Here is a 26367-nt window from a genome sequence, read left to right on the forward strand (position 1 = left end):
GCAACCCGCAGGCGGGCGGTTTGGTTTTGGGAATGCGCGTCAGGCTGCCGCGACCGTCCGGATTTGCTTTGGTTCGGAAAAGTCTTGGTCTGGAAGTCTGGTCCAGAGAGAGACTTGGTCAGCGCGCCGTGGCGAGCTGCGCGCGAACCGACTCCAGGAAGTGTTCGTAGGCGTAGTCCACGATCTCGTTGAGTGATCGCGTTCGCGCGAACATCGCCTTAGCCTCGGCGAGAAACTCCTCGCGGGTCGGAATTTTCGGCAAATGCAGATGCGTCAGTGCATCGACGCCTTCGTGCGCGCGACTGAGGATGTCATGCAGCGTCGGCAGTTGCAGCTGGGCCAAATCGGCTCGGCGGAGCGCCGACGAGATCGCATGCGCCAGTGTCTGCGCATCGAACCGTCCGGCAAGCTCACGGGCCGCCCGGTTGATGACGCGTGCGCCAAGCGGCTGCTCGTTGCGCAGCACCTGCTCGGGCGGCGACTTCATGTTCCAGACGATGCCGAACCAGGACAGCACCTTCAGGATGTAATAGGTGATGTCGATTTCCCACCAGCGAAAACCTTGCCGCACGCTGCTTTGGTAGGCGTGGTGATTGTTGTGCCAGCCTTCACCGAGGGTGAACAAGGCCAGCAGCCAATTGTTGCGAGAATCATCGCCGGTCACGTACCGCTTGCGTCCATGCACGTGGGCGAGGGAGTTGATGCAGAAGGTCGCGTGATAGACCAGCACGGTGCTCCACAGAAAGCCGACGACGAGGCCGGACCACCCGCCAACCAGGAAGCAGAGCGCAGCCAGCGTAACGGCCGGCAGCAGTTCCAGGCGATGCAGCCACATCAACTCCGGATAGGCCGCGAAATCGCCGACCTTCACGAGGTCGGTGCCATCGTGCTCCCGGTAAAAAATCCAGCCGAGATGGCTATAGAGGAAGCCTCGATGACGCGGTGAATGCACGTCGTCTTCGGTATCGGAATGCAGATGATGATGTCGATGCTTGGCCGCCCACCACAAAACGCTTTTCTGCGCGGTGCTTTGCGCAAGCCAGGCCAGGATGAACTGAAATACCCGGCCGGTCGCAAAAGCCCGATGGGAGAAATAGCGGTGGTAGCCCGCTCCGATTGCAAACATGCGGACGACATACAGCGAGGCGCAGATCGCGATGGCCTGCCAGGTCACGCCGGTCCAGATGGCTGCAACGCAGCCGAGATGGACCAGCAGGAACGGCAGGGCGGAGGGATACATGATGTCGTCGTGTTGGTCGTCGGCGGAGGCGTTGGGCGACATGGATTGGCGTGACCTTGGATGACGGGGATCCGGAGTCGCTTTGGCAGCACTGAGGGCCGCTGTGTACGACAAACCCGGGGGTGGCGGACCGCTGCGGGGCTTCGAACGAGATACTTTGCCTGAACAACCCGGGCCAGCGCGGCAGCACGATCCTGAGACCATAGCTTCGGCCGGGAACTCGACTTCCTCCATATATATGATCCCGGCCGCCTGGCATGCAAGCTCGTAGCCTCACGGGGAGCGTGGCGCGCGCGCTGCCGACGCTCTATATCCGACAGCGAAAAGGAAGCGTCAAAACATCGCAGGGGGCAATGATGACGGAAGCTGCGATCACGCCGAGCGAGACCCTCTGGCAAAAGATCCGAGACGAGGCGCAGCGCGCAGCGGCAGCCGACCCCATATTCGGCCGGACTCTCGGCGGTCTCATCTTCGCCCATGACAATTTTACCGCCGCATTGTCCGACCTGATCGGACGGCGGCTTGGCGACAGCGCGGCCGAACGCGCGCGCTTCACGACATTTTCCCGCAGTGCCTTCAATGGCCAGCCGAATCTGATCGAGGCGGCCGGCCGCGACTTGCAGGCCATCGTGCTCCGCGATCCCGCCATCACCGGACTGTTGGCGCCGCTGCTGCATTTCAAGGGCTACGTCGCCTTGCAGGCCTGGCGCGTCTCGAACTGGCTTTGGCATCACGACCATCGCGACGCGGCGCTGCTGTTTCAGAACGAGGCGTCGAACGTCCTGCAGGTCAGCATTCATCCGGCGGCGAGCTTGGGATCGTCGGTGTATCTCGACCATGCCACCGGCATCGTGATCGGTGCCGACGTGGCGATCGGCGACGAGGCCACCATCCTTCAGAACGTCAGCATCGGTCGCGGCACGGAACTGCCGGCGCGCTCGCCTCGCATTGGTCGCGGCGTGTTCATCGGCTCCGGCGCGACGATTCTCGGCAACGTCAGCATCGGCGATTTTGCAAAGATCGGAGCCGACACCGTCGTGACGAGCGATGTGCCCCCGGGCTGCACCGCAGTCGGCAATCCGGCGCGGCTGACCAATTGCCCCGAACCCGCTTCTGCGGCCTGACTCGCCCTTACGTCATTAGGGCGACGTGCTCCTCGTCAGGCGGCGCGGCGGTGGCGCTCGCCGCCATGATGCGGCGTGACCGGCTCCGAACTGGTCTGGCCCGGCGCATCCAGCACCGCGACATGATGCCGGTAGACCATTTCCCAGCCCTTCCATCCCGTGAACAGGAGGATGCCGACCACGATCAGCGAGAGCGCCACGCCCCACGGCTTGACCGCAGCCTCTGCGCCTTGCGCGTAGCGGAGGTAGAAATTGATCAGGGCCAGCACGACCGCCACGAGATTGCCGACCATGTGATACCAGGCATCGTTGAGGCTGCGGATACGGGCGTCGCTGAAGAAGTCGGTGAAGCCGGCCACGGCGGCAACGAGCGCCATAACGATGCCGGCGCCGATCAGCCATATGGCGGCTCTGGCCCAGAAGCCGTCGCCGGTTCCGATGAAGGCGAGATCGGCGATGGGCGCGCCGACTAGGAAGGCGACGGGAAACGGGATGATCATGGGGTGGAGCGGATGATCGCCGATGGCGGCGGTCGATTTGGGGTTGATACTCATGGCAAAACCTCGCGAGGAGTGATTTTCGGGACAATTTTTCGGGCGAGGGCTGGTTCCTCCAACGTGATGTCAGCAACAGCCGGGGCCGGCAGCTTGCCAACCGCCTGCGCGCGCTCGCTTTCCGGCAGCCAAATCCGCCCGCGGTAACCCAGCATTAACCATCGCCGGGCTCTGGTATTTGCGGACAATCGCGCCCAGAGCCCGAAGTCTGAGCCTTGGGGTCGGGCCCATAGTTTTGACATCTTGGCAGGGAATGCAGGCGGCTGGCTTTGGACGAGCCCTGCACCCCAGAAAGACAAGGCTTTGAGCGGGCTTGCCGGCCGCGCCGGTTCTAGCGCGGCTATTGGGGAACCGGCGGCCATTTGCTGGCCGGGACATTAGGTCGGGACATCAGGTAACGATCGCCTTGAGAGGATACTGCTTATGAATCCGGCCGACGTGGCTCAGTCAGCCCTTCCGGTTGCCGCTTCCGCGGACGTGTCGCTGATCGCGCTGTTCTGGCAGGCTCACTGGATCGTGAAAGCCGTGATGCTGGGGCTTCTCGCCTGCTCGGTCTGGGTCTGGGCGATCGCTATCGACAAGATCTTCCTGTTTGCCCGCACCCGCCGCTCGATGGACCGTTTCGAGCAAGCTTTCTGGTCCGGCGAGTCGATCGAAGACCTCTACCGCACGCTCTCGGCCAAGCCGACGCATTCCATGGCGGCCTGCTTCGTCGCCGCTATGCGCGAGTGGAAGCGTTCGTTCGAAAGCCAGGCTCGCTCGGTCGCAGGCCTTCAAATGCGCATCGACAAGGTCATGAATGTCTCGATCGCCCGCGAGGTCGAGCGGCTGGAACGCCGGCTGCTGGTGCTCGCCACCGTCGGCTCCGCAGGCCCCTTCGTCGGCCTGTTCGGCACCGTCTGGGGCATCATGTCGAGCTTCCAGTCGATCGCGGCGTCGAAAAATACCTCTCTGGCGGTGGTGGCCCCCGGTATCGCGGAGGCGCTGTTTGCGACCGCCGTCGGCCTTATCGCCGCCATTCCTGCCACTATTTTCTACAATAAGTTCACCTCCGAGGTGAACCGGCAGGCCCAGCGGCTCGAAGGCTTCGCCGATGAATTTTCAGCCATCCTGTCGCGCCAGATCGACGAGCGGGGCTGACGGACGGCATGTATAGTGTGAAGGGCAATTTGGGCACCAGACCATGGGCATGAACGTTGCGAGTTCGTCCGGAGGCGGTGGGCGCCGTGGCCGGCGCAAGCCGGTCGTAGCCGAAATCAACGTCACGCCGATGGTCGACGTGATGCTGGTGCTGCTCATCATCTTCATGGTGTCGGCGCCGATGCTGACGGTCGGCGTGCCGCTCGACCTGCCGCAGACCCAGGCCAAGAGCCTCGAAAACAATGACCAGAAGCCGATCCAGATGTCGGTGGACATCAAGGGCAAGGTGTTCATCAACGACGCCGAGATCGCGATCAACGAACTGATCCCGAAGCTGAAGGCGATCACGGACGCGCGCGGCGGGCTCGAGGAACGGATCTATCTGCGTGCCGACAAGAAGGCGGATTACGGGACGGTGGCCAAGGTGATGGGCCAGTTGTCCGGCGCAGGCTTCAAGAAGCTGGCCCTCGTCACGGAAGCGGATCAGGGGTAAGCGGTGAAGGTGAAGGTCGACAAGACACTCGTTGCGTCGATTGCCCTCCACGTCCTCGTGCTGGGATGGGGGCTCGTCACCTTCAGCAGCAGGGCTTTCGTTCCGGCTGAAGAGTCGCTGCCGATCGACATCATCTCCACCGACCAGCTCGCGCAGATGATGTCGGGGCAGAAGACCGGCGACAAGAAAGAGCCGAAGCCGAAGGTCGAGAAGATTGCGGAAGCCAAGCCCGAGGAAGACGCCGTCGGCAAGGTCACCGAGAAGAAAGAGCTGATCAAGACCAACTCGACGCCCGAACCGCCGCCAAAACCGGTCGAGAAGCCGGTCGAGAAGAAGCCCGAGCCGCCCAAGCCCGTCGCCGAGGCGAAGCCCAAAGAAGAACCGAAGCCGCCGGAAAAAAAGCCTGACCCGGCCAAGGAAGATCCGATCGCCGAGCTGCAGAAAAAGCTCGAAACCAAGAAGCCGCCGCCCAAGCCGCCGGAGCAAAAGGTCGCGGCGGTGCAGCCACAGCAGCAGCCGAAGCCCAAGGAGCGCACGTTCGATCCCGCGCAGATTGCCCGTGACCTCGACAAGCGCGCGGCGACCCGGCACGAACTCGCCGGCTCGACGCTGAATGCGTCGGCCTCGCTGGGATCGACGAGCGGAACGGCCGCCAACAACATTGCGACCTGGCGGGGGGCGTTCCAGGGGGCGGTGAAGCGCTGCTTCACGCCGACCTATAACGGGCAGGATGCCGATCAATACGAAGCCGACATCGACATTCCCATGAAGATCGACGGATCGCTCGCGTCCGAGCCGATCGTCGTCGCGGTGAGGGGGCCGTCGCGGTCGATCGCACAGGCGGTGGCGGAGAGTGCCAGACGCGCCATCGTGCAGTGCCAGGTCTATTCGTTCATGCCGAAGCAGCAATACGAGAGCTGGAAGCTCATTCCGATGACTTTCGGCCTGAAAGACATGTTGTGACATCCGAACAAAAGAATTTTGCGATGAATGACGTTCGCTCGATGAACCGCCGCCGCTTCATGACCCTGACCGGATCGACACTCGCGATGCTGGGGGGCGGACAAGTCTTCGCCCAGCAGCCGCAGGGACGGCTCCGCATCGATCCCACCGAGTTTCGGCCGATTCCGATCGCGATCACCAATTTTGTGCCGGGCTCGCCGGCCGACGGCGACGTTGGCAACGGCGTCACCCAGGTCATCACCAACAATCTGAAGCGCTCGGGCCTGTTCGCGCCGGTCGACCAGGCCGCCTTCATCGAGCGCATCAGCAACATCGACGTCGCGCCGCAATTCGAGAACTGGAAGACCCTCAACGCGCAGGCCCTCGTCACCGGGCGCATGACGCGGCAGCCGGACGGACGCCTCAAGGCCGAATTCCGCTTGTGGGACGTGGTCACCGGCCAGCAGCTCGCCGGCCAGCAATATTTCACCTCGCCGGAATATTGGCGCCGCATCGCCCACATCATCTCCGACCAGATCTATGAGAAGCTGACCGGCGAGAAGGGCTATTTCGACAGCCGCGTGGTGTTCGTCGACGAGACCGGGCCGAAGGAGCGCCGCGTCAAGCGGCTCGCGATGATGGACCAGGACGGCGCCAATGTGCGCTATCTGACCCGCGGCTCCGACCTCGTGCTGACGCCGCGCTTCTCGCCGAACTCGCAAGAGATCACCTATATGGAGTTTGGCCAGGGCGATCCGAAGGTCTACCTGTTCAACATCGAGACCGGCCAGCGCGAGATCGTCGGCAACTTCCCGGGCATGACCTTTGCCCCGAGGTTCTCGCCGGACGGCCAGCGCGTCATCATGAGCCTGCAGCAGGGCGGCAATTCCAACCTGTTCGTGATGGATCTGCGCTCGCGCTCGACGACGCGCCTCACCGACACGCCCGCGATCGACACCTCTCCGTCCTACTCCCCGGACGGCGCCCGCATCTGCTTCGAGTCCGATCGCGGCGGCAGATCGCAGATCTATGTCATGGCCGCGGGCGGCGGAGCGGCGCAGCGCATCTCCTTCTCCAAGGACGACAACAACGCCACCTATTCGACGCCGGTGTGGTCGCCGCGCGGCGATTACATCGCCTTCACCAGGCAAGGCGGCGGGCAGTTCTCGATCGGCGTGATGAAGCCGGACGGCTCCGGCGAGCGGCTCCTCACCTCCGGCTACCACAACGAAGGTCCGACCTTCTCGCCGAACGGCCGCGTGCTGATGTTCTTCCGCGATCCCGGCGGCAGCGGCGGGCCGTCGCTGTTCTCCGTCGACATCTCTGGGCGCAACGAGCTGAAGGTGCCGACGCCGGGCTTCGCTTCCGACCCGGCATGGTCGCCGCTATTGTCCTCGACATCGGGCTAGCCGCTGCCCGCGGCGCGCGATGATTTGACCGCGCGCCTTTTCCGAAAACTTTGCCAGATGTTTCCCCGCGATAATTGTTCTTTAAGGTTGCACTCGGCAAACTTTTCCCATGGGTTTGTTTCTATTGATGTATTTCGACTATTGGTCACTCAAAACAACTCGACTTTAACGATGTTCCCTCAGAAAGACTTCATACCGGATCGGTAAAACTGCGCTCCAGACAGGACGCGCGTAAACACCAGATGCAGTTTGCAAGTCAGAGCGGAGAGCCGGAACAGCGGCCGCCGAAAACTTCGGCGGCGCAAATCGATTCGCTGTTCGAAGCGCCGGGCCCCTTGCTGGCCGGACTCATTTTCGTGTCGATCGGTGCGGCCCTCACCGCCCTGAGGACGGGAGAGCCGCTGATCTGGGCGTGCGTCGCACTTCTTGTGCTGGCCGGGTCCGCGCGCGCGATCGACCTGCGCCTCTATCAGGCACGTCAGGCGGTCATGACCGTCGAGGCGGCCGCACGCTGGCAGAAGCGCTATCAGATCGGGGCAAAGATCCAGGCGGCTGCGATAGGCATCTGGTGCGCTACCGCCCTGTTAGCCACGGACGACGCCGTGGCCCACATGATCGCCTTGTCGGTCACCACCGGAATCGCGGCGGGCGGCGCGGGCAGGGCATATGGCCGGCCTGCGATCTTCCACCTCCAGGCCGTGCTGATTTTCGGTCCGGCCGTGCTTGCCTTGGCGCTGCGTGGAACGCCCTACTACATCGCGATGGCGCTGGTCAGCGGCGCGTTCCTGATGGCGATCATGCAGCTCTCGGTGAATCTGCACCGAATCTTCATGGGTGCGGTCGTGGCTCGGGAACGTGAAGCCGCGCTCGCCGGCCAGTTCGATACGGCGTTGAACAACATGCCGCACGGCCTCTGCATGTTCCGCGTCGACGGACAGCTGGCGGTCATGAACCACCGCTTCGGCGCAATGATGAACCTGCCGGAAGGTCTCGCGCAACGCGGCATCAACGCGCGTGACATCGTCGCGGCGTGCGTCAGCGCCGGATCGATCTCGGCTGGCAGCGGCGAGCGGATCGTCGCGGACATCGAGAGTTCGCAAGCCAAGGAGATCATCACCGCCGATCCCGACACGCAGCGAAACCGGTCGTTGTCCTGGACTGTCCAGCCAATGGCTGACGGCGGCGCAGTGGTGCTGCTCGAGGACATTACCGACCGTCGCAGCGCCGAAGCCAAGATTACGCATCTGGCGCGCTACGACGACCTCACCGCGCTCCCCAACCGCGTTCATTTCCGCGATGAGATCGAAAGGCTGCTGGCGATCTCGCACGACGCCGAGCGCCTGTCCGCGCTGCTGTTCGTCGATCTCGACCAGTTCAAGCAGGTCAACGACACGCTCGGCCATCCCTGCGGCGACCAGCTGCTGTGCGCGGTCGCCAACCGTCTGCGCGAGATGCTGCGCCCCGAGGATTTCGTCGCCCGCTTCGGCGGTGACGAATTCGTCGTGTTCCAGGAGAACATCTCCTCGCCGGAGGACGCCGCCGCGCTGGCGCGCCGGATCGTCGAACGGCTGAGCGAGCGCTACCGCATCGACAATCATCTGGTCGAGATCGGCGCCAGCGTCGGCATCGCGTTGACCTCGCCGGAGGGTGTCAGCGCGGACACGCTGCTCAAGAACGCCGACATGGCGCTGTACCGGGCCAAGGCCGACGGCCGCGGCACCTTCTGCTTCTTCCGCGACGAGATGGCGGCGACCGTCGAGGCGCGCCGCATCCTCGAGCTCGACCTGCGCAAGGCGCTCGCCAACGAGGAATTCGAGCTGTTCTACCAACCGCTGGTCAATCTGAAGTCCGGCAAGATCACGACGTGCGAGGCGCTGCTGCGCTGGAATCATCCGGTGCGCGGCACGGTCTCGCCGGTCGACATCATCCCGGTCGCCGAGGACATGGGGCTGATCGTCGATCTCGGCCGCTGGATCCTGCGCCGCGCCTGCATGGAATGCATGAAATGGCCGGAGGGCGTCAACGTCGCCGTCAACTTCTCGCCGCAGCAATTCCACCAGCGCGACGTCTTGAGCGAAATCCGCTACGCACTCGAGGTTTCGGGGCTCCCGGCGCATCGGCTGGAGATCGAGATCACCGAATCCTCGCTGTTGCGCAATACCCAGCTCACGCACGACATCCTGTCGCAATTGCATGCGATCGGCGTGCGCATTTCGCTGGATGATTTCGGCACCGGCTATTCGAGCCTCAGCTACCTGCATAATTTCCCGATGCAGAAGGTGAAGATCGACCGCTCTTTCCTCGAAGGCATCGATGCCGACCGGCCGCTGACGCTGCTGCGCGGCGTGGCGCGGCTGTCGGCCGATCTCGGCATGGCGGTCGTGGTCGAGGGCATCGAGACCAATGATCAGCTCGAGCTGATCAGCGCCGACGGCACCGTGACCGAAGGGCAGGGCTATCTGTTCAGCCGGCCGGTGCCGGCAGTCCGGATTCGCCAATTGCTCAATGCCTCGCATGGCCGTCGCGGGGCTGAGGACCAGATCGTCATGGTGTCCTCGCGATCGATCGCCTGATCTTTCACTGCCTGCTCCTTCAACGTCTTGGCTCTTGTGCGCGCCCCGTGTTTTTGCGGCTGCAAAGGTTAACCCTAACGTTTCTAAGCCTTTGCAATTCCGTTAATGAACCATTAATCTCGTCACACTCGCAGAAGTTGCTTTGGAGTGTAGGGGTACTGGATGACGTCTGGAGCTGAACCGCAAACGGTGCTCCTTCCGCGGGGAGCCGCTCTGTTTGACCGCATCGATTACCGCCTGATCGAAACTCCCGAGGACCGAGACAACCTCTATCTGATGCGGTACCGGGCCTATCTGCATGCCGGACTGATCGAGCCGTCGGAGTCGCGGCGCGTGACCGATCGCTTCGACGATGCGCCCAACACCTGGAATTTCGGGGTCTATGTCGATGGAGAGCTCTGCAGCTCCGTTCGCATTCACGTCCTGACGTCCGACTGGCGAATGTCCTACACGACCGAAGTGTTTGGCGACGTCCTGCATCCCCGCCTCGACCGCGGCGAAGTTCTCATCGATCCATGCCGGTTTGTTGCTGATCCCGAAAAGCACCAGCGTTTTCCGGAGCTGCCCTATCTGACGGTGCGGCTGGCTTTTGTGGCTTGCGATCATTTCAACGCCGACACCGGGCTGGCCATGATCCGGACCGACCATCAGGCGTTTTATCGTCGCGTCTTCCTGCACGAGACCATTTCACCGGAGCCCCGCGGGTTTCCGGGCTGGCCCACCAAGAAGGCCGTGCTGATGGCGTCCGATTTCCGGAACCTGCGGGAAAAGGTCCTGACGCGTTTTCCGATCATGCGCTCCAGCGCTTTTGAGCGGCGCATGTTGTTTCAACGCAGCAGCCCGCGTCTGGCAGCTCCGCGGCCGGTGTCGCTGGCCACCCAGCGGACCCCGGACGTAGCCGCCTCGGCGACGGGTTCTGCCCGCTAGGCCCCAAGGTCTGGCCCCAGCGTCTCCACGTGAGAGCCTAAAATTCCAGCAAAGGCCGCGGTTTTTGCCGCTCGGCGCGGCTTGCCTTCACCATCGCGCCACATTTACAACCCATTAACCATGACGGTTGCTTTTCGCTGGTTGGGGGCATTTGACCGGCTGTGGCAAGGTTCCATCAAGGTTGACGGAACGTTCGCTTAACCAACCCCCTGTAGACCGGACAGCAGTGGACGAAACGTGAGCGTGGAGGCTCCGGAATGAAACATCCTATGCGCATCCTCCAGGGATTGAAGCTGGCCGCGGTGCTTGCCGTCGCGTTGTCGATGGGTGCCTGCGCCAACAAGAATGCTGCCACGGATGCGATGGCCAACGCGGCGACGCCGGGCAGTCAGCAAGACTTCGTCGTCAATGTCGGCGACCGCGTGTTCTTCGAAAGCGACCAGACCGATCTGACCCCGCAGGCGATCGTGACGCTGGAGAAGCAGGCGCAGTGGCTCCAGAGCTATCCGCGCTACAGCTTCACCGTCGAAGGTCATGCCGACGAACGCGGCACCCGCGAATACAACATCGCGCTCGGTGCCCGCCGCGCCCAATCGGTGCGTTCGTTCCTCGCCTCGCGCGGCATCGATCCGAACCGCATGCGCACGATCTCCTACGGCAAGGAGCGGCCGGTGGCCGTTTGCAACGACATCTCCTGCTGGTCGCAGAACCGGCGCGCCGTCACCGTGCTGAACGCGAGCTCCTGACACTCAGGCGCCGTTCATCTTCAGAAACCTATTATGCCGGCGCCCTCTCGGGCGCCGGTTTCGTTTCAGCGATCTGTGACGGAAACCCCTTTGTTTCAGTCACAGTTTTGGCGTACTCCCCTTCAATGTGTGGCGCGTCGAATGTTCGGTCGCAGGCCATTTCGCTTTCGTCGTCAGGGCAAGATGTCATCCAGATTTAAGGTCTTCACCGGCACCGTGGCGATCGCCGCGCTGCTCGCGTTGTGCTCGCCCGCCCTCGCACAGTCGGACGATGCAGATCCCGAGATGCGGATCGAGCGGCTGGAGAACCAGTTGCGCCAGCTCACCGGCCAGAACGAAGAGCTGCAATATCGCAACCGCCAGCTCGAAGAGCGGCTGCGGGCGCTCGAGGGCGGCGCGCAAGCTGCGCCCGGCCAGACGCCGGTCCAGCCCAATGTCGCGGCCATGCCGCCCGCACAAGCCGCGCCGGCCTATCGCCAGCCGCCGCACCAGCAAGCGGCCCAGCCGAATTACGAGCAGCCGCAGATCGCCTCTCCGGCGCCGATCGTTCAGGAGCAGCCTGCGCCCGGCGCCCCGGGCATGCGCCGCCGCGGCGATGCCTTCGACCCGAACCAGAGCCCGAATGCGCCGGGTGCGCCGCGCGCGCTCGGCGGCGGGCAGCAACCGATGCCTGCAGGTGCCCCGAGCGGCGCGCCCGGCGGCCGTGGCGCCGGCGAACCGCTTGATCTCGGCAACAGCGGCGCTCGCTATCCGCAGGCGACCGCACCCCAAGCTGCGCAGCCCGGCTATCTGCCGGCCCCAACCGGCTCTCCCGCGCCGGCAGGCGCCCCGGCGCTGACGACGCTGCCGCCCTCGGCAACGCCGCGCGACGAATTCGACCTCGGCATCGGCTACATGCAGCGCAAGGACTATGCGCTGGCCGAGCAGACCATGAAGAATTTCTCGCAGAAATATCCGAGCGACCCGCTGCTCGGCGACGCGCAATACTGGCTCGGCGAGAGCTATTTCCAGCGCCAGCAATATCGCGACTCCGCGGAAGCCTTCCTCGCCGTCACCACCAAATACGACAAATCCGCCAAGGCGCCGGACGCCCTGCTGCGGCTCGGCCAGTCGCTGGCGGCGCTGAAGGAGAAGGAGGCCGCGTGCGCCGCCTTCGGCGAAGTCGGCCGCAAATATCCGCGCGCTTCCGCCGGCGTCAAAGCCGCGGTCGACCGCGAGCAGAAGCGGGTGAAGTGCTGAGCCGCGGCGATTGATCCTGACAAGATTGATGGCGCTGCGCTAAACAGTCGGTCCATCCGCGGACGATTGCAGCGTCATGTCAGAGGACAATTCCCCGATCACGGCGCGTGAGGCCAAGCGCCTCTTCGCAGGCCTGAAAGGCGCGCAGGGACTGTTGCTCGCGGTCTCCGGCGGGCCCGACTCGGTGGCGCTGATGTGGCTTGCGGCGCGCTGGCACCGCAGCCTCGCGCGCGGCCCGCGTCTCACCGTCGTCACCATCGACCACGGCTTGCGGCCGGAGGCGGCGCGCGAGGCGCGCGAGGTCAAGCGTCTGGCGACCGGGCTTGGCTTGCCGCATCGGACCCTGCGCTGGCGCGGCGCCAAGCCGAAAACGGGACTGCCTGCCGCCGCGCGCGATGCCCGCTACCGCCTGCTTGCGCAGGCCGCGCGCGTCGCCGGTGCGACCCACGTGCTGACCGCCCACACCCGCGACGACCAGGCCGAGACCCTGTTGATGCGTCTTGTCCGCGGCAGCGGATTGGCCGGGCTGTCGGCGATGGCCCGTCTCACCGAGCGCGACGGCATCGTTCTTGCGCGTCCGCTGCTCGATGTTCCGAAGTCGCAGCTGATCGCGACCTTGAAGCGGGCGAAGATTGGCTTTGCCGACGATCCCACCAACCACGACGCTGCCTTTACCCGGCCGCGGCTGCGTGCGCTGCTGCCGCAGCTCGCGGCGGAGGGCGGTGATGCCCGCAGCCTGGCCCGGCTCGCGGCAAGGCTGGCGCGCGCCAATGCGGCCGTCGAAGTGCTGACCGATGGAGCCGAGCGCTTCCTCCGTTTGCGGGATCGCGGCGATGCGCCGCAGGCCGGCGTTCGAAGCTTCGAGGCCCCCGTGTTTGCCGCCCTGCCGGAGGAGGTCCGGCTGCGGATCCTGCTGCGGGCCATTGACGCGTTCGGGCATGAGGGACCGGCGGAACTCGGCAAGGTCGAATCCCTCCTGGCCGTGCTCGATCAGGCCATTGCCGCAAGTCCCCGCGCACCCGCAAATGGCCGGCCGGCCCTGAAGCAGACGCTTGCGGGAGCCTTGATCAGCCTTGCCGGGGGACGTATCCGCATCGAGCCGGCGCCGGCCCGGCGCAAGGGTTGATCGAGGGTGGATAGGGGCGGATCATGGCACCGGCCGTTTCGAGACCGCGCCGTGAGGACACCTTAACCAGGCAGGAAAAAGCGGGATCCGGGTGCCATTATTTCAGCGGGAATCGGACTAAGATGGGCTAAATAGTCCCATCTCGTTCCCTTGGCAGCGACCGGAGCGACACCTAGATTGTATCCGTCTAACCGAGAGGATTCCTTGGGGATTTCCTCGCGCTGCCCAAATAACTGCCCAAGGCTCAGGCCGCGATCCGCGCGACCACGAAGGAAGATCGATGAACGCCAATCTGCGCAATTTCGCCCTCTGGGTCATCATTGTCCTGCTGCTGTTGGCGTTGTTCACGCTCTTCCAGAATCCGGGTCAGCGCGCCTCCTCGCAGGACATCGCCTTCTCCCAGCTCCTAAGCGAGGTTGACCGCGGCAATGTGCGCGACGTCGTGATCCAGGGGCCGGACATTCACGGCACCTTCACCAACGGCTCGAGCTTCCAGACCTATGCGCCGAGCGATCCGACGCTCGTGAAGCGCCTCTATGACAGCAAGGTGCAGATCACCGCGAAGCCGCCCGGCGACAACGTGCCGTGGTTCGTCTCGCTCTTGGTCTCCTGGCTGCCCTTCATCGCGCTGATCGGCGTGTGGATCTTCCTGTCGCGGCAGATGCAGGGCGGCGCCGGCAAGGCGATGGGCTTCGGCAAGTCGCGCGCAAAAATGCTGACTGAAGCGCATGGCCGCGTCACCTTCGAGGACGTCGCGGGCGTCGACGAGGCCAAGCAGGACCTGCAGGAGATCGTCGAATTCCTGCGCGACCCCGGCAAATTCCAGCGCCTCGGCGGCCGCATTCCGCGCGGCGTGCTGCTGGTCGGCCCTCCCGGCACCGGCAAGACCCTGATCGCGCGTGCGGTCGCGGGCGAAGCCAACGTGCCGTTCTTCACCATTTCGGGTTCTGACTTCGTCGAGATGTTCGTCGGCGTCGGCGCTTCCCGCGTCCGCGACATGTTCGAGCAGGCCAAGAAGAACGCGCCCTGCATCATCTTCATCGACGAAATCGATGCAGTCGGTCGTCACCGTGGCGCCGGCCTCGGCGGCGGCAATGACGAGCGCGAGCAGACGCTGAACCAGTTGCTGGTCGAGATGGACGGCTTCGAGGCCAATGAGGGCGTGATCCTGATCGCCGCGACCAACCGTCCCGACGTGCTCGATCCCGCGCTGCTGCGTCCCGGCCGCTTCGACCGTCAGGTCGTGGTGCCGAACCCTGACGTCGTCGGCCGCGAGCAGATCCTCAAGGTCCACGTCCGCAAGGTGCCGCTGGCGCCCGATATCAACCTCAAGACCATCGCGCGCGGCACCCCGGGCTTCTCCGGCGCCGACCTGATGAACCTCGTCAACGAAGCCGCGCTCACCGCCGCCCGCCGCAACAAGCGGATGGTGACGCAGGCCGAGTTCGAGGAAGCCAAAGACAAGGTGATGATGGGCGCCGAGCGCAAGTCGCTCGTCATGACCGAGGAAGAGAAGTTGCTGACGGCCTATCACGAGGGCGGTCACGCCATCGTCGGCCTCAACGTCGTCGCGACCGATCCGATCCACAAGGCGACGATCATTCCGCGCGGACGCGCGCTCGGCATGGTGATGCAGCTGCCCGAACGCGACAAGCTGTCGATGTCCTTGGAGCAGATGACCTCACGCCTTGCCATCATGATGGGCGGCCGCGTCGCCGAAGAGCTGATCTTCGGCCGCGAGAAGGTGACTTCGGGTGCGTCGTCCGACATCGAGCAGGCGACGCGTCTGGCGCGCATGATGGTGACGCGCTGGGGCCTGTCCGAGGCGCTCGGCACCGTGTCCTATGGCGAGAACCAGGACGAGGTTTTCCTGGGCATGTCGGTGTCGCGCACCCAGAACGCATCGGAGGCGACGGTTCAGAAGATCGACACCGAGATCCGGCGCTTCGTCGAAGAAGGCTACAACGAAGCGACGCGTATTCTCACCGAGAAGCGCGCCGATCTCGAAGCTCTCGCCAAGGGCCTGCTCGAATTCGAGACGCTCTCCGGCGACGAGATCATCGACCTGCTCAAGGGCAAGAAGCCGAACCGCGAGTCCGTGCTCGAGCCGACCACGCCGCGCGCATCCGCGGTGCCTCCGGCCGGTAAGTCGCGCCCGCGGCCCGATCCGGATCCCGGCCTGGAGCCGCAGCCGCAGGCGTAATCGCGAACGGCAGATGGAATTGAAAAACGCGGCGGAAACGCCGCGTTTTTTTTGTTGGATGGTGCTTTTCGAACGTGGGCAACTGAGCATCTCGCGACGAACAGGTAGGTGCGCAAAGCCGCCCTTGCGCAGTGCCGACCATCTATGGGGGCAGCCGCCGTGCTGGCACCCTTACCTTTGCTCGCTCTCCGATCCCCGCGACTCATAGCGATTGGAGTCTGCGGTGATGTCGTGGCATGCTCCCCTCAATGAAGGTGCGGCTCGACCGCGCAGACAAAGGGGAGGGCAAGCCGATGCGCTTTGCGAGGGCATGGGGCGCGCTTGGCGCCGTATCGTTCGTGACATTCTCTTCCCTGTCCGCTCCATCCGCCGCCGAAATGCGCGGCGTCACCGCGACCGAGATCAAGATCGGCCAGACCATGCCCTATAGCGGGCCGGTGTCGGCTTTCGGTGCGCTCGGCAAGGGCGAGGTCGGCTATTTCAAGATGCTGAACGAGAAGGGCGGCATCAACGGCCGCAAGGTCAATCTGATCTCGCTCGACGACAGCTATGCGCCGCCGAAATCGGTCGAGCAGACCCGCAGGCTGGTGGAGAGCGACGAGGTGGCGCTGATCTTCTCCTCGATCGGTACCGCCCACAACACGGCGATCGCGAAATACCTCCAGTCCAGGAACGTGCCGCAGCTCTTCATCGGCTCCGGCGCCTCGAAGTTCGCCGACGTCGCGCAATATCCGCAGGCGACGATGGGCGTGCAGGCGCCGTTCCGCTACGAAGCGCGGCTCTATGCGCGTTACGCGCTGGCGAAGAATCCGAACGCGAAGTTCGCCGTTATCTCGCAGAACGACGATTACGGCCGCGATTATCTCGCCGGGCTGAAGGACGTGCTCGGCGAGAAATACGATACCGTCGTCACCGGCGCGACATACGAGATCCAGGACCCGACCATCGATTCCCAGGTCGTGAAGCTCAAGGCGTCGGGCGCCGATGTATTCGTGATCGCGGCGACCCCGAAATTCGCGGCACAAGCGATCCGCAAATCCTTCGAGATCGGCTGGCGTCCCATGACGTTCCTGTCCAACGTTGCGGTGTGGGTTTCGACGGTGATGGAGCCGGCGGGACTGGAAGCCGGCACCGGCATCCTCTCCACCGCTTACGTGAAAGACCCCGACGATCCCGCCTGGAAGGACGATTCCGGCGTCAGGGGCTGGCGCGAGTTCATGACCAGATATTTGCCGGAGGCCGACCAGCACGACACCAACTACGTCAACGCCTACAACAGCGCGATGGCGCTGGAGGCTGTGCTGAAAGCCTGCGGCAATGATCTGTCGACCGAGAACATCCTCAAGCAGGCGTTTGCGATCCGCGATCTCGAATTGCCGATGCTGCTGCCCGGCATCAAGGTCAACACCGGCACCACCGATCATGTCCCCGTCGACCAGATGCAGTTCATGCGCTTCAACGGCAAAAGCTGGGAGCGCTTCGGCGACCTGCAGACGGGCAATTGATGATTGATGAGGGATCGGCTTTTTGGTCGATCCACTGCGCGAGTCCGGAACTCGGATCATCTCTCCCGATTGGGGAAGGTTTGACTTCCTGGACGCCAAATTCAAAGCGCTGAGACGGGTACTGAAAACCCGATCAGCCTGCGAACGCTTGCTATGTCTGCTACGCCCTCGGAAGCGAGGAGGGGCAACTCACCTTGGCGCGTCGACTACGGGCCAACACCGGAAATATCTGCTATCGTTCGACGTATGTTGCGAACGCACAATTGGATCACGACAACCGGCGGTCCTCACCTGCTGATTGCTGACGAACAACTCCCGCATTGGCGGGGTATCGAAGGATGGCGCGATCATGAAGATCCGGCCGACCAAAGCGACTATGCCCGTGCATGTAGAGTGAGAACTTGGCTGGGATCAATTGCCTGCTACCAAGGCAGCGCTGTTGTGCTATCTGGCGATGCCGGCGACATCGCGTGGTGCTCCAGTGGTCACCGTGACAGGGGCTTTCTCGTTCAATGGCTTGGGGTTGATGACGAAAGACTCATCGAACCTGCGTTGCAGAGTCCACAACTACGGAACCTTCTGAAAAGTTCAAATGCTGAACGCCTGGAATTCGGCACAGGTGCGTCCGGTGCAATGTGGTTGCTAGATGCATCGGATAGAGGAGACGATTTGCGCAGTAAACATCAGGTTCTGTCGTTACGACCAGGAAGCTATCTCGCGAGAGCCGCTTACTACCGATCTGCCGGGCTTGCGATCGTCGTTCGCGAAATTTGCTGGATCGGTCCACTTTCTGACGAAGTCGGCTAAGGAGCAGACGGCGAAGTGGCCCGAGCGCCTGTTCAAGTCTGCTTCACGCTTTAAAGCGGACGTCGCATTCACAGGACACGCCCGGGAGCTACGTTTTCACTTCGGCGGCGTCGCAGCCGCATCGTCCCGAACGTGGATTACTGCGATATCGTCTGTATAGATCCGCTTCCAGCCCTTGAGCATGTCCAGGATCTGCGGTCCGGGCGCATCGGCGGCCAATAGCGTTGCGTCGATCTTGTATTCGTCGAGCAGGCGCGGAAGCAGCTCGGGCTTCTTTCCCTCGGTCGACTTGAAGAAGTCCATGACGAATTTCTCACCGTAGAGCTCGGCGCGGCCGTCGACGTAAACGGGGATGTCGCGCGAGATCAGATAGCCGCCGAACTGATAGGCGTTGAAGACGCGCTGGACCTTGCGTTGCTCGAGAAAGTCGACTGCCGCGACCGGCGTTTGCGTCATCGTGAAGGTGAAGCGGTGGTGGCCCATGTAGAGCGAGGTCGAGGTCCAGCTCGCGGCGACGATCATCAGCGCGCCAAGCGCGGTGACATAGCGGGCCGGCCAGCGGTCGGCGCCGGTTGCGTCCGGCTGCGGGCGCGAGGCCAGCTGGCCCAGCGGTTTTGCCAGCACCAGCGGCACCAGGAACGCGAACGCCTCGATGCTCCTGACGTGGGTCAGCGCGCTCCAGGTCAGGAACAGGATCAGGAAGATCCTGGGCGCCGAGAGCACGAGGCCGCGATAATAGCCGAACGCGATCAGACCGAGCAGGGCACCCTCGAACGAGGAGAAGGTGGCAAAGTTCGCCGGCATCCATTCGAAGATCAGCGAGAGCAACTCGCCAAGGCTCAAGATGTTGGTGGCGCCCAGCAGCGTTCTCCAGCCGTACGGCGTACAGCAGCTCGCGACCAGTGCACCGATGCCGAACAGCACCCAGCGCAGGAACAGCTGAAGCCGACGCCCCTTCTCGGCGTGCTCGACGGCCTCAAGCGAGATCGGACCGATCAGCGCCAGACCGAGCACGAATCCGCCATGCAAGTTCGCCCACAGCGCCATCAGCGGCAGCCAGTACCAGGACGGCGCGCTCCTGCGGTCGGCAGCCGCCATCAATAGGCCGACCCATGCCACCATGACAGGCAGCGCCAGGATGTGCGGACGCGCCAGGACGTGATGCAGCGACAGCAGCAGGGCCAGCATCGCAAACAGCACTGCGCGCGGTGCCTCGATCTGCGCGTCGAGCAGATAGACGAAGATCGCGGCCGTGAGCGCGACTCCCGTCGCGGTGAGGATGACGGGACCTGCCCAGCCCAATTGTGCATGAGCGAGAGCGAACAGCACCTGCGACAGCCACGACGTCGAGATCCACAACGCGCCCGTCCGCGTGAAGGAATAGATGTCGGTGTACGGCATAGCGCCGTGATCGAGAATCCATTGTCCGATCTTGATCTGCCAGAACGAGTCGGAGTCCTGAAGCAGCGTGTCGCCGACATACATGAAAAAGAGATAGGCGCCCGCACCGACGCACAGCGGCACCAGGGCTCGCGCACGACCCTGCACCGTGATGCTGTTGGCAAAGGAAAGGGACATGCCGCCTCGTCGTCCTGTTGTTTTTGTCGGGGTGCCGAGCGATCGACATTGGACCACGTCGGTCATAATTCCGGGTAAACCGGGGACGCCGGGCCGGCCGGATGTCTCGACAATTTAACGGATCGTTTTAGATTTCGGTTTACCATCGGCGAATACACGCAAACCGCTCTGTGTTTCCGCAGCCGAATTAACTGCGGCGCAATTCTTTGCCACTACGTTCGGTTTCATGGTCGAGCGGCGCTGGGAAGCCCAAACAGACCAGATCAGTTGTAGCCTCGTGTACTCATTTGGAGCTCTTTATGAAGAACCTCGTTGCGAATTTCGCGAAAGATGAATCCGGCGCCACCGCCATTGAATACGGTCTGATCGCCGCCGGTATCGCGCTGGCGATCATCACTGTCGTCAATAACCTGGGCTCCACGTTGAACGCCAAGTTCAACTCGATCTCGTCCAGCCTCAAGTAAGACTGAACGGACCAAGAGTAGAAAGAGCCTTGTCCCGGACAAGGCTCTTTTCTTTTGTGCCAAGCCTTTTGTGCCAAGCCTTTCGTGCCAAGTCTTGTTCCGGCCAAGACTTGTTCCAGCGAAGTCTTGTTCTAGCGAAGTCCTTTCTTCGCCGAAGCCGTCGCGTCCATGCGAGTCCGCGACGGTTAAACGCCTGATCCGTGGTTCACGGTGCTGAGGGTGGTTTCGCCGGTGCGTCGTCGCGGACGTGAATGACGGCAAGGTCATCCGCGTAGAGCCGCTTCCAGCCCGGCACATGGTCCATGATCCTTGCGGCGGGAGTCGATCCGTTCAGCAGTGTGGCGTCGATCTGGTAGCTATCGAGCAGATGCAGCAGAGTCTCCGCGTTCTTGCCCTCGATGGCGTCGAAATAGTCAAGCACGAATTGCTCTCCATACAGCTCGGCACGGCCATCAATGAAGGTCTTGATATTGCGGGAGATCAGATAGCTCCCGATCGGCGCGGTGCTGAAGATACGCTGCGCGTGCCTTCGCTCGAGCAGGTCGACTGCAGCGCGAGGGGTCGGATTGCCGATAAAGGCATACCGCGTCGGCGTGGCATAGGACCGCGTGATAGCCCAGCTGGTCGCAACGATCACGAGCGCGGCGATCGCGGTCACTACAAAGGACGGCCGTGCTTCAGCCCGTGCGAGCACGACCGCTCTGGCCGCGCCCAATTGTTCGCTCAACGGTTTCGCCAGCACGAGCGGGGTCAGCAACGCAAAGACCTCGATGTTTCTGACGTGGTTGAGTGCCGCCCAGACCAGGCCGAGCAGCAGAAGAATGCGGGTCCACGGCAGCACCAATCCTTTGTGGTAGCCGAGGGCGATCAATCCGAGCAGGCTGGCACCAAACAAGTCGAACGAGCTGAAATCGGCGGGCATCCACTCCGAGATCTGCGAGAGCAACTTGCCGAGGCTGAGGATTTTCGCCGATGCGAGCGGCGTATTCCAGCCATAGGGCGTGCAGCAGCTTGCGGCAAGCGCAGCGAGCCCGAACAAGGCCCAGCGCGACGCCAGTGCAAAGCGGTCCTTGCGATCGGTGGACGCGATCGCATCGAGGCCGATGGGCCCAATCAGCGCCAGCCCCATGACGAAGCCGCCGTGAAGATTGGCCCATAGTGCCATCAAGGGAAGCAACAGCCACGACGGCGCGGTGCGCCGATCGGCGGCCGCCAGCAGCCCGCCGACAAAGGCCAGCATGACAGGCAGTGCCAGCATGTGCGGGCGGGCGAGAAAGTGGCCCATCGACATGAAGAGGAGCGGGGTGACGAGCAGAAAGGCGCGCACAGGCTCCAGATACGGCTCAAGCAGGTAGACGAAAATCGCCGCGGTCGCTCCGATCGCGAGCGACGTCAGGATAACTGCCCCCGACCAGTTCGACGGCTCGTAAGCCAGCGCGAACAGGACTTGCGACAGCCAGGAGCTCGAGATCCAGGGCTCGCCGGCTCGCGTGAAGGAATAGATGTCGGTGTAGGGCAGGGCGCGGTGTTCGAGAATCCACTGCCCGATCTTGATCTGCCACAGCGTATCGGTATCCCGCAGCATGATGTCGCCGATGCCCAGGAAGAACAGGTAGACGCCGGCGGCGATGCAGAACGGCAGAAGCCAGCGCGCAACACCGCGGACGGGCACGCTGCTTGTCATGGAAATCGACATCGGACTCTCGGGGCTGAAACGACAGCACGCAGCAGCGCGCAAGCATCGGCAACCTGAGCATGATCGCTTTTAAGTTGAGGTAAACCGGATCGTCATACCGCGGCCGCGCCAAGCAAGAATGCGTTTACCTGCTCTCCTCGCGTCGAAGTTTGCGTCGCGCGCATATGCTCATTTGCGTCTTGTATTCCGCCCTGAATAGTTGTTCAGTTCTTGAGGGCGATTTGGGCGAAGATTAGCGAAAAAGCATGCGGTCGAGCTTTGCGCCGGACCGGATGCTGGGGACAGGAAGCGCGCCATGGTCTATCGGCGGACGCATCAAGTGGTGAAGCGCCTTGCGGCCCGGCGCAGTGCGATACTGGCGGCGGCGCGGGAGGCGGCGGCGGAAGGCGGGATGGCGGCGGTGCAGATTGCGCCGGTCGCGCTTCGTGCCAGCGTCGCTGCGGGTACGGTCTACCGCTACTTCCCATCCAAGGCCGATTTGATCTCCGAATTGATCGCCGAAGTCTCCCGCGACGAGCTCACGGCGATCCGGCGAGCCGCCGATGCCGCGCCGGGGCCGTCTTCGGCGCTGGCGGCGGCGGTGACCACCGTGGCGGTGCATACCCTGTCACAGCGCAGGCTCGCTTGGGGCATCCTGGCCGAGCCGGTCGATGTCGATGTCAGCGCTTCACGCCTCGCCAGCCGGCGCGAGATCGCGGGCGAGATGGCCTCGCGGATCGACGCCGCCGTGCGCGCCGGCCACCTGCCGGCGCAGGACACCGCACTCGCCGCCACCGCGCTGCTCGGCGCCTTGCACGAGGCCTTGGTCGGACCGCTCGCGCCGGACAATCTCGACGATCCCGCCAGGATGCGCGATGCCGTGCAGACCGTGACGCTGCTGGCACTCCGCGCGGTCGGCGTCATGGACGCCCGCGCCAGGGGTCTCGTCGTGCAGCAGACGCTGCTGCCGGCGGCGAAAGCGCTGGTTGGGGCCTAAAACGTCAGTCTGATCGGCCGGCGGACCTGATCGCGCCCAGGCCATTGCCAGAGCTCGCCTTTGGGAAAAACCTCAGCACATTCGCCGGACCCGCCGGCTACTGTGCATGGGGTTGTTTTCGACATTTTTTGTTTGCCGCGTGTTGGCGGGCCTAGATATTCGCTTCGCCCTCGGGGCCGACCGAGGCGATGCGCACCATGTTGGTGGTGCCGGGGATGCCGAGCGGCACGCCGGCGACGATGATCACGCGCTGGCCGGCCCGGACGAAGCCGTCGCGGAACGCGATCTGGCCGGCGCGGCTCACCATGTCGTCCTGGTCGCGCGCATCTTCCGCCACCACGCAATGTATGCCCCAGACGACCGACAGCCGGCGTCCCGCCGCGACGTTCGGCGTGATCGCCACGATCGGCGGCTTCGGCCGCTCGCGCGCCACGCGCACGGCGGTCGATCCCGAGCTGGTCCAGCAGATCAGGGCCGGCAGGTCGAGCGTCTCGGCGATCTGCCGCGCGGCGTCCGCGATGGCATCGCCGGCGGTGGCTTCCGGGGCGGGGCGCTGTGCGGTGATGACGGAGCGATAGATCGGGTCGCGCTCGACCTCCTCGCCGATGCGATTCATGGTCGAGACGGCCTCGACCGGGAATTTGCCGGCCGCCGATTCCGCCGACAGCATGATGGCGTCGGCACCTTCGTAGACGGCTGTGGCGACGTCGGAGACTTCGGCGCGGGTCGGCACCGGCGACTGGATCATCGATTCCAGCATCTGGGTCGCGATCACCACCGGCTTGCCGGCGCGCCGCGCCATGCGCGTCATCTGCTTCTGCAGGCTCGGCACGCGTTCCAGCGGCAGCTCGACGCCGAGGTCGCCGCGCGCCACCATCAGGGCGTCGGAGGCGTCGATGATGTCGGCGAGGCGATCGATCGCCTGCGGCTTCTCGATCTTGGCCATCACCGCCGCACGGCCGCGGATCATCTTCTTGGCCTCGAGCACGTCGTCGGCGCGCTGCACGAAGGACAGCGCGATCCAGTCGACGCCGGTGACCAGCGCCGCCTCGAGGTCGGCGCGGTCCTTCGGCGTCATCGCCGAGACCGGCAAGTCGGTGTCGGGCAGGCTGACGCCCTTGCGATCGGACATCCGGCCGCCGACCACGACGCGCGTCACCGCGTGATCTTTCGAGGTCTCCTCGGCGATCAGCCTCACCTTGCCGTCGTCGAGCAGCAGCGAATGACCCGGCCGCAGCGCGGCCAGGATCTCCGGATGCGGAAGCTGGACGCGAGTGGTGTCACCCGGCGCCTTGTCGGAATCCAGCGTGAAGGTCTGCCCGTTCTGGAGCTGGACCGCGCCTTCGGCGAAGGCACCGAGCCGGAGCTTTGGCCCCTGGAGATCGACCAGAATGCCGATCGGCCTGCCATAGCTGCTCTCGACGTTGCGGATCGTCGCCACCAGCTCGCGCATCTTGTCGTGCGGGGTGTGGCTCATGTTGATGCGGAACAGGTCGGCGCCGGCCTCGAACAGGCGGCGGATCATCGCGAGGTCCGAAGAGGCGGGTCCCAGGGTCGCGAGAATCTTGATACGGCGAAGACGCCTCATGGCTTATTTCCAGACGGGGGCGAGGGAGCTGGCGGGAGGCCAGGCGCGGCGGGGGGCGTACCACCGGGCGGGCCATTGGGCAAACCCGGAACCCCCGGGCCAACCGGGCCGGGAAGACCGGGCACGCGCTGCTGTTTTGACGGCTGCTCGTTGGCATCGGTGAGCTGCACGGTCCAGGCCCGCTGCTCGCCGGTATCGACCTCGAAATAGCCGGTCCGGTCATAGCCGCGCGCGAGGCAATCCTCGGTGCCGCGGATGGTGAACTCCTTGTCGCGCGAGCACATGAAGGCCTGGCCCGACCATTCGCCGCCGCGGTCATAGTCGATGGCGTAGATGTAATAGAAGCGGGCCACCAACGTTCCCCGCAGCAGGGTCTCGCAGGAGCGGGAGGAGATGTTCCACCAGCCCTCGGTGGTCCAGCCCTCGGCATCCTTGTAGCCGAGCGCGATGCCGACCCGACTCGATGTGTTGTTGCAGAGCCGGAAATCGGCCGAGGCTGGGCTGGCCCAAAAGCATAGCAAGCCAACCACCAGCACCGGGACCAACCGGGCGAGCAAGCGAAGGGGGGAGCGGGGAGATTCGGCGATCATTGTCGCGGAAGCTATATCAGATCATTGACGATTTGGCGTAGGGCCCGGGAACTGCCCCAAGCCGGCTTCGCGCCCGTTTGCGCCGCGATATGGCAAAATCTGTGACAGGCCCCACCTGATCTCGTAAGGGTGACCCATCCAGGTCCAGCCAATTTCGCAAAGCCGAGGGATCCAGCCATGGCAATCGACGACAAAACCAGAACGGAACTCGAGGCTGCCGCTTTCCGGCGCCTGGTCGATCATTTGAAGACGCGGACGGACGTCCAGAACATCGACCTGATGAATCTCGCAGGCTTCTGCCGCAACTGCCTGTCCAACTGGCTCAAGGACGCCGCCGACGCCCAAGGCGTCGCCTTGAGCAAGGACGAGAGCCGGGAAGCCGTCTATGGCATGCCTTACGAGGCGTGGAAGTCGAAATACCAGGGCGCGGCCACGCCTGAGCAGCTCGATGCCATGAAGAAGGTTCATCCCGGGCACTGAACGGCCTCGTCGGCAGCCTGATGTGCGGTACCCTTGAGTCGCATCACACAACAGCTTTCTTCGACGCGCCGTAGGAAGGTGTGGGCGCGCTGTGGACGAGCGCGATGCTGCCTTGAACCCGAGAGGCCCGAACCCTAAGGGTCTAACCAGCACGCGCGGTGAGGATGCCGGCGTCACCTCGTTTTGCCAGTTCCATTGGGAGTACCAAGATGGCCACCTCCGCCGCCGTCCGCGACGACGAGCCCGCGACGAAATTTGCCAAGGACCAGCTCAAGTCCATCATCGAGCGCATCGAGCGGCTGGAGGAAGAGAAGAAGGCGATCTCCGACGACATCCGCGACGTCTTCGCCGAGGCCAAGGGCAACGGCTACGACGTCAAGGCGCTGCGCACCATCGTGCGCATGCGCAAGCAGGACCCGAACGAGCGCGCCGAGGCCGAGACGATCCTCGAGACCTACATGCAGGCACTGGGGATGATCTGAGCTATCGGTGTCGTCCTGGCTTTTGCCAGGGCGACACCATGTCGATCGAAGGAGACCGCGGTGACTGCGCCGCCGCTGCCGCGCGAGGTAAGCCGTGCCTACGACGCTTTTCCGGCGTCGATCGGCAAGCGCCTGCTTTGGGTGCGCGAGCTGATCTTCGCGATCGCCGCGGCGCATGAAGGCATCGGCCGTCTCACCGAAACATTGAAATGGGGCGAGCCCGCTTATCTCACCGAAGAGACCGGCAGTGGCAGCACGATCCGGCTCGGCCGCCTGAAGGACTCCGCGCACGCAGCGATTCTGTTCAACTGCAAGACGACGCTGGTCGATACCTTTCGCGAACGCTTTCCCGATCAGTTCGAATATCGGCAGACCAGGGCGCTGCTGTTGCCGGTGTCGGGCAAGCTGCCGAAGCAGGACCTATCGGTCTGCCTGTCGCTGGCGTTGACGTATCATCTGGATCGACGAAGGAAGAAGCGTTAGCG

The 26367-nt window shown here is 63.8% G+C and carries 24 protein-coding genes; 18 read left to right on the forward strand and 6 right to left on the reverse strand.

Annotated elements, in window-relative coordinates:
- Positions 1-118: 118 nt before the first annotated feature.
- Positions 119-1282, reverse strand: coding sequence for an acyl-CoA desaturase (locus AC0L3U_RS27795; protein WP_027570336.1), 1164 nt, complete (start codon positions 1280-1282; stop codon positions 119-121).
- A 314-nt stretch (positions 1283-1596) separates the two neighbouring features.
- Between AC0L3U_RS27795 and AC0L3U_RS27800 the strand changes: the two genes are divergently transcribed.
- On the forward strand, positions 1597-2364 hold the full coding sequence (locus AC0L3U_RS27800) for a serine acetyltransferase domain-containing protein (protein WP_473363996.1): 768 nt from the start codon (positions 1597-1599) through the stop codon (positions 2362-2364).
- A 35-nt stretch (positions 2365-2399) separates the two neighbouring features.
- On the opposite strand, the gene AC0L3U_RS27805 is transcribed toward AC0L3U_RS27800, so the two are convergent.
- Complete coding sequence (locus AC0L3U_RS27805) at positions 2400-2918, reverse strand: DUF2231 domain-containing protein (RefSeq protein ID WP_473363965.1); 519 nt, start codon at positions 2916-2918, stop codon at positions 2400-2402.
- Between the two features lie 423 nt (positions 2919-3341).
- Between AC0L3U_RS27805 and tolQ the strand changes: the two genes are divergently transcribed.
- The 12 genes from tolQ (at position 3342) to AC0L3U_RS27865 (ending at position 18028) form a co-directional block, all read left to right on the forward strand.
- Entirely contained in the window at positions 3342-4058 is a 717-nt protein-coding gene (tolQ, locus tag AC0L3U_RS27810; RefSeq protein WP_007596319.1) for a protein TolQ, read from the forward strand.
- A gap of 43 nt (positions 4059-4101) precedes the next feature.
- Positions 4102-4551 (forward strand): protein TolR, encoded by a 450-nt coding sequence (gene tolR, locus AC0L3U_RS27815; protein WP_018453789.1) that lies wholly within the window; start codon positions 4102-4104, stop codon positions 4549-4551.
- 3 nt (positions 4552-4554) lie between these two features.
- Positions 4555-5514: a protein TolA gene (locus tag AC0L3U_RS27820; RefSeq protein WP_473363966.1), complete on the forward strand. Its 960-nt coding sequence runs from the start codon at positions 4555-4557 to the stop codon at positions 5512-5514.
- Between the two features lie 41 nt (positions 5515-5555).
- Positions 5556-6902 (forward strand): Tol-Pal system beta propeller repeat protein TolB, encoded by a 1347-nt coding sequence (gene tolB / locus AC0L3U_RS27825; RefSeq protein WP_473363997.1) that lies wholly within the window; start codon positions 5556-5558, stop codon positions 6900-6902.
- A gap of 242 nt (positions 6903-7144) precedes the next feature.
- A complete protein-coding gene (locus AC0L3U_RS27830) occupies positions 7145-9475 on the forward strand; it encodes a putative bifunctional diguanylate cyclase/phosphodiesterase (protein WP_456768023.1) in 2331 nt (776 codons plus the stop codon).
- Between the two features lie 162 nt (positions 9476-9637).
- Positions 9638-10402, forward strand: coding sequence for an N-acyl amino acid synthase FeeM domain-containing protein (locus AC0L3U_RS27835; protein ID WP_473363967.1), 765 nt, complete (start codon positions 9638-9640; stop codon positions 10400-10402).
- 257 nt (positions 10403-10659) lie between these two features.
- Positions 10660-11148, forward strand: coding sequence for a peptidoglycan-associated lipoprotein Pal (gene pal / locus AC0L3U_RS27840; RefSeq protein ID WP_007596304.1), 489 nt, complete (start codon positions 10660-10662; stop codon positions 11146-11148).
- Positions 11149-11331: 183 nt separating this feature from the next.
- The gene (gene ybgF / locus AC0L3U_RS27845) at positions 11332-12387 is read left to right on the forward strand and encodes a tol-pal system protein YbgF (RefSeq protein WP_473363968.1); all 1056 of its coding nucleotides are present in this window, start codon (positions 11332-11334) and stop codon (positions 12385-12387) included.
- Positions 12388-12463: 76 nt separating this feature from the next.
- The gene (gene tilS, locus AC0L3U_RS27850; protein ID WP_473363969.1) at positions 12464-13513 is read left to right on the forward strand and encodes a tRNA lysidine(34) synthetase TilS; all 1050 of its coding nucleotides are present in this window, start codon (positions 12464-12466) and stop codon (positions 13511-13513) included.
- Positions 13514-13793: 280 nt separating this feature from the next.
- Positions 13794-15716 carry an ATP-dependent zinc metalloprotease FtsH gene (gene ftsH / locus AC0L3U_RS27855; RefSeq protein WP_007596301.1) on the forward strand — a complete coding sequence of 641 codons (1923 nt, stop codon included), beginning with the start codon at positions 13794-13796 and terminating at the stop codon, positions 15714-15716.
- A 293-nt stretch (positions 15717-16009) separates the two neighbouring features.
- Positions 16010-17221, forward strand: a complete 1212-nt coding sequence (locus tag AC0L3U_RS27860; protein ID WP_473363998.1) for an ABC transporter substrate-binding protein — start codon at positions 16010-16012, stop codon at positions 17219-17221.
- Between the two features lie 246 nt (positions 17222-17467).
- Positions 17468-18028 (forward strand): Imm21 family immunity protein, encoded by a 561-nt coding sequence (locus AC0L3U_RS27865; RefSeq protein WP_473363970.1) that lies wholly within the window; start codon positions 17468-17470, stop codon positions 18026-18028.
- Between the two features lie 96 nt (positions 18029-18124).
- Here the strand turns inward: AC0L3U_RS27865 and AC0L3U_RS27870 are convergent, their stop codons facing one another.
- Positions 18125-19606 (reverse strand): hypothetical protein, encoded by a 1482-nt coding sequence (locus AC0L3U_RS27870; protein WP_473363971.1) that lies wholly within the window; start codon positions 19604-19606, stop codon positions 18125-18127.
- Between the two features lie 299 nt (positions 19607-19905).
- Here AC0L3U_RS27870 and AC0L3U_RS27875 point away from each other — a divergent pair, with 299 nt between their 5' ends.
- Positions 19906-20070 (forward strand): Flp family type IVb pilin, encoded by a 165-nt coding sequence (locus AC0L3U_RS27875; RefSeq protein ID WP_456768028.1) that lies wholly within the window; start codon positions 19906-19908, stop codon positions 20068-20070.
- A 205-nt stretch (positions 20071-20275) separates the two neighbouring features.
- Here the strand turns inward: AC0L3U_RS27875 and AC0L3U_RS27880 are convergent, their stop codons facing one another.
- Entirely contained in the window at positions 20276-21766 is a 1491-nt protein-coding gene (locus AC0L3U_RS27880; protein WP_473363972.1) for a hypothetical protein, read from the reverse strand.
- A 295-nt stretch (positions 21767-22061) separates the two neighbouring features.
- On the opposite strand from AC0L3U_RS27880, the gene AC0L3U_RS27885 reads away from it, so the two are divergent.
- Entirely contained in the window at positions 22062-22742 is a 681-nt protein-coding gene (locus tag AC0L3U_RS27885) for a TetR/AcrR family transcriptional regulator (protein ID WP_027520003.1), read from the forward strand.
- A gap of 151 nt (positions 22743-22893) precedes the next feature.
- Here AC0L3U_RS27885 and pyk read toward each other — a convergent pair whose 3' ends face one another.
- Together pyk and AC0L3U_RS27895 are read right to left on the reverse strand one after the other, a co-directional pair.
- Positions 22894-24330 (reverse strand): pyruvate kinase, encoded by a 1437-nt coding sequence (gene pyk, locus AC0L3U_RS27890; protein ID WP_473363973.1) that lies wholly within the window; start codon positions 24328-24330, stop codon positions 22894-22896.
- Positions 24327-24920, reverse strand: coding sequence for a DUF1036 domain-containing protein (locus AC0L3U_RS27895; RefSeq protein WP_027570349.1), 594 nt, complete (start codon positions 24918-24920; stop codon positions 24327-24329). The genes pyk and AC0L3U_RS27895 overlap by 4 nt, the downstream gene beginning before the upstream one ends.
- Before the next feature lie 177 nt (positions 24921-25097).
- On the opposite strand from AC0L3U_RS27895, the gene AC0L3U_RS27900 reads away from it, so the two are divergent.
- The 3 genes from AC0L3U_RS27900 (at position 25098) to AC0L3U_RS27910 (ending at position 26365) form a co-directional block, all read left to right on the forward strand.
- Positions 25098-25400 carry a DUF1244 domain-containing protein gene (locus tag AC0L3U_RS27900; protein ID WP_007596287.1) on the forward strand — a complete coding sequence of 101 codons (303 nt, stop codon included), beginning with the start codon at positions 25098-25100 and terminating at the stop codon, positions 25398-25400.
- A gap of 209 nt (positions 25401-25609) precedes the next feature.
- On the forward strand, positions 25610-25882 hold the full coding sequence (locus tag AC0L3U_RS27905; protein WP_007596286.1) for a DUF2312 domain-containing protein: 273 nt from the start codon (positions 25610-25612) through the stop codon (positions 25880-25882).
- Between the two features lie 60 nt (positions 25883-25942).
- Positions 25943-26365 carry a DUF1801 domain-containing protein gene (locus AC0L3U_RS27910; RefSeq protein WP_473363974.1) on the forward strand — a complete coding sequence of 141 codons (423 nt, stop codon included), beginning with the start codon at positions 25943-25945 and terminating at the stop codon, positions 26363-26365.
- The last annotated feature ends 2 nt before the right edge of the window (positions 26366-26367 follow it).

This window comes from Bradyrhizobium sp. Kon69 (assembly GCF_055807515.1).

What these genes read in the sequence shown, in the direction of transcription:
- AC0L3U_RS27795 (WP_027570336.1), bottom strand. Translation starts at nt 1,282, where the DNA reads ATGTCGCCCAACGCCTCCGCCGACGACCAACACGACGACATCATGTAT.
- AC0L3U_RS27800 (WP_473363996.1), top strand. Translation starts at nt 1,597, where the DNA reads ATGACGGAAGCTGCGATCACGCCGAGCGAGACCCTCTGGCAAAAGATC.
- AC0L3U_RS27805 (WP_473363965.1), bottom strand. Translation starts at nt 2,918, where the DNA reads ATGAGTATCAACCCCAAATCGACCGCCGCCATCGGCGATCATCCGCTC.
- tolQ (WP_007596319.1), top strand. Translation starts at nt 3,342, where the DNA reads ATGAATCCGGCCGACGTGGCTCAGTCAGCCCTTCCGGTTGCCGCTTCC.
- tolR (WP_018453789.1), top strand. Translation starts at nt 4,102, where the DNA reads ATGGGCATGAACGTTGCGAGTTCGTCCGGAGGCGGTGGGCGCCGTGGC.
- tolB (WP_473363997.1), top strand. Translation starts at nt 5,556, where the DNA reads ATGAACCGCCGCCGCTTCATGACCCTGACCGGATCGACACTCGCGATG.
- AC0L3U_RS27830 (WP_456768023.1), top strand. Translation starts at nt 7,145, where the DNA reads ATGCAGTTTGCAAGTCAGAGCGGAGAGCCGGAACAGCGGCCGCCGAAA.
- AC0L3U_RS27835 (WP_473363967.1), top strand. Translation starts at nt 9,638, where the DNA reads ATGACGTCTGGAGCTGAACCGCAAACGGTGCTCCTTCCGCGGGGAGCC.
- pal (WP_007596304.1), top strand. Translation starts at nt 10,660, where the DNA reads ATGAAACATCCTATGCGCATCCTCCAGGGATTGAAGCTGGCCGCGGTG.
- ybgF (WP_473363968.1), top strand. Translation starts at nt 11,332, where the DNA reads ATGTCATCCAGATTTAAGGTCTTCACCGGCACCGTGGCGATCGCCGCG.
- tilS (WP_473363969.1), top strand. Translation starts at nt 12,464, where the DNA reads ATGTCAGAGGACAATTCCCCGATCACGGCGCGTGAGGCCAAGCGCCTC.
- ftsH (WP_007596301.1), top strand. Translation starts at nt 13,794, where the DNA reads ATGAACGCCAATCTGCGCAATTTCGCCCTCTGGGTCATCATTGTCCTG.
- AC0L3U_RS27860 (WP_473363998.1), top strand. Translation starts at nt 16,010, where the DNA reads ATGCGCTTTGCGAGGGCATGGGGCGCGCTTGGCGCCGTATCGTTCGTG.
- AC0L3U_RS27865 (WP_473363970.1), top strand. Translation starts at nt 17,468, where the DNA reads ATGTTGCGAACGCACAATTGGATCACGACAACCGGCGGTCCTCACCTG.
- AC0L3U_RS27870 (WP_473363971.1), bottom strand. Translation starts at nt 19,606, where the DNA reads ATGTCCCTTTCCTTTGCCAACAGCATCACGGTGCAGGGTCGTGCGCGA.
- AC0L3U_RS27875 (WP_456768028.1), top strand. Translation starts at nt 19,906, where the DNA reads ATGAAGAACCTCGTTGCGAATTTCGCGAAAGATGAATCCGGCGCCACC.
- AC0L3U_RS27880 (WP_473363972.1), bottom strand. Translation starts at nt 21,766, where the DNA reads ATGTCGATTTCCATGACAAGCAGCGTGCCCGTCCGCGGTGTTGCGCGC.
- AC0L3U_RS27885 (WP_027520003.1), top strand. Translation starts at nt 22,062, where the DNA reads ATGGTCTATCGGCGGACGCATCAAGTGGTGAAGCGCCTTGCGGCCCGG.
- pyk (WP_473363973.1), bottom strand. Translation starts at nt 24,330, where the DNA reads ATGAGGCGTCTTCGCCGTATCAAGATTCTCGCGACCCTGGGACCCGCC.
- AC0L3U_RS27895 (WP_027570349.1), bottom strand. Translation starts at nt 24,920, where the DNA reads ATGATCGCCGAATCTCCCCGCTCCCCCCTTCGCTTGCTCGCCCGGTTG.
- AC0L3U_RS27900 (WP_007596287.1), top strand. Translation starts at nt 25,098, where the DNA reads ATGGCAATCGACGACAAAACCAGAACGGAACTCGAGGCTGCCGCTTTC.
- AC0L3U_RS27905 (WP_007596286.1), top strand. Translation starts at nt 25,610, where the DNA reads ATGGCCACCTCCGCCGCCGTCCGCGACGACGAGCCCGCGACGAAATTT.